This is a genomic window from Pseudanabaena sp. 'Roaring Creek', from assembly GCF_001402795.1.
In the GTDB taxonomy this organism is placed as follows: domain Bacteria; phylum Cyanobacteriota; class Cyanobacteriia; order Pseudanabaenales; family Pseudanabaenaceae; genus Pseudanabaena.
In genome coordinates, this window is sequence record NZ_LIRE01000168.1 from 1 (window position 1) to 6306 (window position 6306).

Annotated in this window: 3 protein-coding genes; 1 reads left to right on the plus strand and 2 read right to left on the minus strand. The window is 46.3% G+C overall.

Going from position 1 to position 6306, the window contains the following annotated elements:
- Positions 1 to 143: 143 nt before the first annotated feature.
- Positions 144 to 1313 (plus strand): glutamate 5-kinase, encoded by a 1170-nt coding sequence (proB, locus tag AC805_RS05320; protein ID WP_055074455.1) that lies wholly within the window; start codon positions 144 to 146, stop codon positions 1311 to 1313.
- A gap of 95 nt (positions 1314 to 1408) precedes the next feature.
- Here the strand turns inward: proB and AC805_RS05325 are convergent, their stop codons facing one another.
- Positions 1409 to 5233: a carbamoyltransferase C-terminal domain-containing protein gene (locus AC805_RS05325; RefSeq protein WP_055074456.1), complete on the minus strand. Its 3825-nt coding sequence runs from the start codon at positions 5231 to 5233 to the stop codon at positions 1409 to 1411.
- Between the two features lie 364 nt (positions 5234 to 5597).
- Complete coding sequence (locus AC805_RS05330) at positions 5598 to 6152, minus strand: glutathione S-transferase family protein (RefSeq protein ID WP_055074457.1); 555 nt, start codon at positions 6150 to 6152, stop codon at positions 5598 to 5600.
- Between the last annotated feature and the right edge of the window lie 154 nt (positions 6153 to 6306).

Genomic DNA, 6306 nt, shown 5'->3' on the forward strand with positions numbered 1-6306 from the left:
CTATAAACCTCAAGAATTAACGGGCGGCGCAAAGCGCCGCCCGTTAATTCTTGAGGTTTCAAGTGACTTATGAGTGGTGACCTGAGTGATATGATAAAGGATTCGTTTACAGAACCAATCTTTTCTATAGCGATTCAAAGTAAATGCAACCGCCGCTTCAGTCACAAATCCAACCACAGATCCAACCTCAAATCGTCGTGATCAAAATTGGTACATCTAGTCTCAGTCATCCTGAATCGGGGGATTTACAGCTCGCAACGATCGCGAAATTAGTGGAAGCGATCGTCCATCTGCGACGGGAAGGACATAGCGTGATTTTAGTATCTTCGGGGGCGGTGGGGATTGGCTGCGGCAGGCTAGGGCTTAAGCAACGTCCCCGCAAAATCTCGAAAAAGCAAGCGGTGGCGGCGGTAGGACAGGGACGCTTAATGAGGATTTATGATGACTTTTTTGGTTCATTGCAGCAACCCGTCGCACAGGTGCTATTAACAAGGGGAAATTTGATCCAGCGCCAGCATTATATGAATGTCCATGCTACTTTCCATGAGTTGCTGGCCATGGGTGTAGTACCGATCGTCAATGAAAATGATACGGTTGCGGTGGATGAATTAAAGTTTGGCGATAACGATACGCTCTCAGCGCTGGTGGCGAGTTTGGTTGAGGCTGATTGGCTATTTCTCCTCACCGATGTCGATCGCCTTTATTCCGACGACCCCCGCCAAAATCCCGATGCTCAGCCCATTGAATTTGTCGAGCATTCCGAACTGCAAGACCTCAGACAAGCGATCGGCGAGAAGCAGGCTTTAGGGGCTCAAGGGGGCGGGACACAATGGGGAACGGGTGGCATGACGACGAAACTGGATGCGGCAAGAATTGCCTCGGCAGCGGGAGTACGTACGGTCATTACCAGAGGAGCTTTTCCCGATCGCTTGTCGGCAATTTTGCATGGAGAGAACTTTGGTACGCAATTTGCGGCTCAACCCAAGACAGTCAATGCCCGTAAGCGGTGGATTGCCTATGGAATGGTTCCTTTAGGCAAGTTATTTCTAGATGATGGCGCAGTCAAGGCGGTGATCCTCAAAGGGCGATCGCTTTTGCCTGCGGGCATTATTCGAGTGGAAGGCAAGTTTGAAGCAAACGATTCGGTAAGTCTATGCGATCGCGAAGGCAAGGAAATCGCTAGAGGGATTTCTAATTACAGTAGTCATGATATTCTGCGCATTCTCGGTTCCCAATCGGAAGATATTCCCAAGTTACTAGGGTTTGATGGGGAAGAGACCGTAATCCATCGCGATAATTTAGTTGGTTTATAAAGCCCAAGAGATGAGTGGCGGCGCTTCGCGCCGCCACTCATCTCTTGGGCTTTATACCAAAACACAAAATGGCTACGCCATTTTGTGTTTTGGTATTATAGATAGGAAGAAAGACAAGTTGGTGTGGTTTTGGTACTTAGCTCCGTAATTGTCATATTTTGAGTTTTGGGTAATGGGGTTTCAGATTTCCGATCAGGTTTTACAGTCAAGCGTTCGGGGCTTAAATGGAGAATACCTTTGCAAATTAAATCTTCGATTAACCCTGCATTAAATGGAATCACAAAAGCGTTCCACTGGGGCTGGATGCGATGAATTGTTTGTAATAGATGCCAAACTTCTTCATTAATTTGATAGGTAGTAAAGTAGGGATTTACAGGGGAAAATAGCTCGATTTTACGATCTCTACCATCTAAATCTTCCTCTACTCGGAAACGCAAATCAGAGGCAAGTGATAGAAAATAATTACCACGCTCTGATGACTGCAACCATGTTTGTTGTTGGAAATACGCCAACACTTGCTGGTGGATTACAGTGGTTGGGTTATGGATTGTACGGCAATAGTAAGAACTAGTTTGCGATGCAGGCAGACAACTGATGAAGATATAACCAAAATTTACAGCCGTTAAATTTGCTTGCTGAAAATTCTGCAACCATTTCTCCAGTTCTTGATTGTAATGCTCCAGTGTTTGTCCGAAGGGAGCATGACTGTGGGGAATTGAGAATAGGATCTCATCGCGATCGGCAGTACAAAGGACGAGCTGATGAGTAGCTCCCCCCCGCCACCAATCGGTAAGCTTGGATTGATAGTTCTTGGCATTCACCAAATCCGAGACGATAAATAATCGACCGCTCTCGGTAAGATGGGCGGCACTGCCGTTAACGATCTGCACCAAAATTTCTTCCCCTGTTTCGCCCCCATCACGGAAGCCGAGATTTTTATTCGGACTGGGAACGAACGGTGGATTGGCAAGAATTGTATCGAAGCGACGACCTCGCACGGGTTCGTACAGGCTGCCTTCATGAAAACTGATATTGTCGATACCATTGAGCTGAGCATTGAACCTAGCAAATCGAATAGCGCGAGGATTGATATCGATAGCTGTAACTTGCCGAGCGTAACGACTTGCCACGAGTCCTTGAATACCACTACCACTGCAAAGATCGAGTACCTGCTCCGCTGCATATTGGGGGGCTGTATAGACTAGTCCTGCACTGTCTGAGCCGATATACATTACAGGGTTCTCACTAATCTTATCCTCATCCAAGAGCATATAGCGATGGTCAGTTGCCAGATAGAGCCCTTCAATGCAGAATAGATCGATTCGAGAAGCCCACCGATCATTGCGAGGAATTAGCAGCCCTAGCTCCTTTAAAATTGCAAACAAATTAATGCCAAAAAGTTCCAGTAAAGATCTTTCAGGCAAGGCAACTCGCAGCAAGAAAAGTCGGATTAAATTATCGAGATCGGTATGGGCTAGTTTGTAGCGATCGTAGTAGTGGAAATGGGTGATCTCTAGCGCTTGGAGTGCATCAATGCCTAAGCGATCGCAGATTAATTCCACCCTATAATCGGATTTTCGCAATAGATTGTGGAATTGGCTAAGAGAATTCCGCAATGAGAAATTTGCATCAGCAAAGGGGGCAAAGATGCGATCGGGCTCGGATGGTAAAAGAGGTAATAGATTTGAGTCCGATGGAGACTCCGTGGGAAGCATCGGGCGATCGCCAAGTTCGGGTTGCAAGTTATACTGACTAAGTTGCTCCATCGCCCAATGCAATTGCCCCTCTAACTCTCGATGCGTCAAGCGCTGAGCAATCCGCAGTCTCTCCTGCCATCCTTCAGACCGATCTAGCAATGCTAGTAGCAATTTAGTTTGTGGCAATGTATACGTTGATAAATTGGATTTTTTCGCCTGTGACAACTTAGATAGATCGGCAAGAAAAGACTGTCCGAGCGGATCTAATATCAATACCACATGCTCGGAAAGCTGTGTTTTTAATGGGCGCTCGAAGGGCGAGTCGGGGAACAAAATACTGGTTTCTTTATAACGTGCGCCCAGACTAGATAGGGTCTGCAACTCTGCCTCAGTCCAAGGACAATCGGTCATGTCGCCCCAGAACATAGCGCGATCGAGCTGAGCCATCAAGTCTAAAACAGAGGGCTGTTCGGCGGGTAAACCACAGGGAATGGCGCTAGGCTTGACTTTTTCCAGATGTTCTGCGTAATTTTGCACCTTGACATGACGCTTAGCAATCCAAAAATTCTCGAGGGCTAAATAGTCAATATCTGTTTCCAAAAAAGTTTGAATTGCTTCTAACGGAGTCTCTACTATGGGTTGCCCCGCCATATTAAAGCTCGTATTAAGTAATACGGGAAGCCCTTGACGCAATTCAACTAATTTCCGACAAATCCTATAGAAGTAGGCGTTATCCGCTTCCGTAACAGTTTGGACTCGACCAGTACCATCCACATGGGTGACTGCGGGGATTTTGTCGCGCATCTCTGGTCGAATCGGTGGCACAACCAGCATAAATGGAGCACCTACTGACATCTCAAATACCTGCGATACATCCTCTAAGGGAATGACTGGTGCAAAAGGTCGAAACGCTTCCCGAAATTTGACGCGAACATTCAAGATATCCTGCATTCGCTCAAAGGATGGATCGGCCAAGATCGAGCGATGTCCTAAAGCGCGTGGTCCATATTCCGAACCACCTTCAAAGCGGGCGACAATATACCCTTGGGCTAGGGCTTGCGCGGTGCGATCGACCATTGCGTCATCGGAAAGTTCCACAACTGTAACATCTGCCTCAAACTTTTGCAGATCCCGATTGATTTGGCGATCGCTATAGGCATGACCCAAAGTGGCTTTAGTTAATTTTGGACGTTTGTTGCCTCCATTCGTAGCATAAGCCCAAAGTGCAGCTCCTGCGGCAATACCACTGTCCCCAGCCGCAGGAAAGATGAAGATGTCCTCTAGTTGGAGGTGATGTAAAAGCTGATAGTTGGCAACGGAGTTCAAGCCGACACCACCAGCAATACAAAGCTTCCGCAATCCCGTTTGCTTTAATGCCAAATCGACAATATGCAGCAATGCTTGTTCCAATTCCTGCTGTACCTTGTATGCCAAATCAACCAAATACGGACGGAGGTAAGGCTTACCTGTACCCGTATCGTAACGTTTCTCTAAAGCCGCTACTTCCAAAAAGATATCGTAGGGAGAGATGGATAAAGCATAGGAACCTTCCACAGGATGAATCCATCGATTCCATTGGGATTGTTGTCCGCCAAAGGGCGCTAGCCCCATCAGTTTCCCAGCTTCGGCATGGCTAATCTGTGTATTCCCCATCTTGGTCACAAACCCAGCTTTGCGGGTAATGTATTCATAAATAAAGCCAAGGGTGGAGATCCCTGCTAGATGGGATGCTACGGTTTCACTATGTAGGGTGGTTAAAGTATGACCGCGACCTTCGTATAGGGTATAGGACTCCGTACGATGGTCTGCACCTGTGCTACCTGTAGCATCTACCGCTAGTACTACCGCTTCGTCAAATCCCGATGGCCAAAACGCTGAGTAAGCGTGGGCGAGGTGATGACTGGGTAGAGCAATAACCTTGTCAGCCACATCTTTAGGGAATACCCTGCGAGCGATATCAGGGGCAAAGTCAACGCCAGGCATATTTGCGGTAATCGATGCAATATCAGCGATCGCTATGCCACAACTGTCAAGACAGTAACGTATTGATTCCCAAGGCAATTGCATCTGAGAAGCTACTCCAACCGACTGAAGCATATACCCAATACTGTATTTTTGGCGATCCAGACGCTCTTGCTCGATTGCCACCACGATCTCGCCATCTCGAACGATCGCTACGGAACGTTCATGTCCCAAATTTATGCCCAAATGATGCTGCATCATAGCTTCTCGGATTTATGCTACATTCCAACTGTACTTATACCTGTTTTTGCCACGATTTGCACTTATTTTTGCCACTATTTGTACTTATTTTTGCCACTATTTATACTTGTTTTTGTCACTTAGAAGAACAAAATTTTTGGGTCTGATGGGTCTGATTCAAATCAAGGTGAGTCCTAGGACAATGCAAATTTTGCTCAAAATACCCCTTATACCAATTCCCAAGTTCGGGATAATTTGAAACGAGCTTTGAGAAAGGGTTTGCTACGCAAACCCTTTCTCAAAGTCCAAAAGTAAAAGCCTTGCTACGCAAGGCTTTTACTTTTGGACTTTTAAAATTTGCCAGCTTAACCCGAACTGACGTTATTTATTTGATAGCTAAGATATTGTTTTTGTAAGCGGGACGATCGCTTAGGCGTTTTACATAAGCATCGATCGCGGGATAGTCGGCGTAGGACAGTTGCAGCATCAAAATCGCATAGCCGAGAATTGTGCCCACCGCCACATCCGATACCGTAAAGCTATCGCCAGTAAGATAGGGTTGTTTTTCGAGAACTTTGTTTAATCCACCGAGTAACCTTGGTGTTTCCTTCTCGCGGGTTTCAGCACTAAAAAGCCCAGTACCAAGGGTGGAATTGGCAAATAATATCCATTGGGCAGAGATCGCTCGATCTTGGATTGTGGGTAATTGAGCGTACTTGTCAGCGAGATAGAGCAAAATCGCACCCGACTCCCAAACGATTAAGCCGTCATCATCAATGGCGGGAACCTTCCCAAAGGGGTTAATGGCTAAAAATTCAGGCTGTAAATGCTCACCTCCTTTTAGATCCAGCAATTGAAACTCAAAGGGAGTTTCCAATTCTTCTAGATACCATTTAATAATTGCAGCCCGACTTCTCGCGCCACCATAGAGTTTAATCATCGTTGTTCCTAATTATTTCCAAAGCGTTGAAGTATAGAGGTTTTTATATGCTTTGAGCACATAAAAACTCAAAAAACCGATGGAGATGGCTTTAGCGATCGCCATCATAAGCGATCGCCAGTATATAGCAATCCTAAATGGTTTGTGGAAGCGC

What these genes read in the sequence shown, in the direction of transcription:
- proB (WP_055074455.1), top strand. Translation starts at nt 144, where the DNA reads ATGCAACCGCCGCTTCAGTCACAAATCCAACCACAGATCCAACCTCAA.
- AC805_RS05325 (WP_055074456.1), bottom strand. Translation starts at nt 5,233, where the DNA reads ATGATGCAGCATCATTTGGGCATAAATTTGGGACATGAACGTTCCGTA.
- AC805_RS05330 (WP_055074457.1), bottom strand. Translation starts at nt 6,152, where the DNA reads ATGATTAAACTCTATGGTGGCGCGAGAAGTCGGGCTGCAATTATTAAA.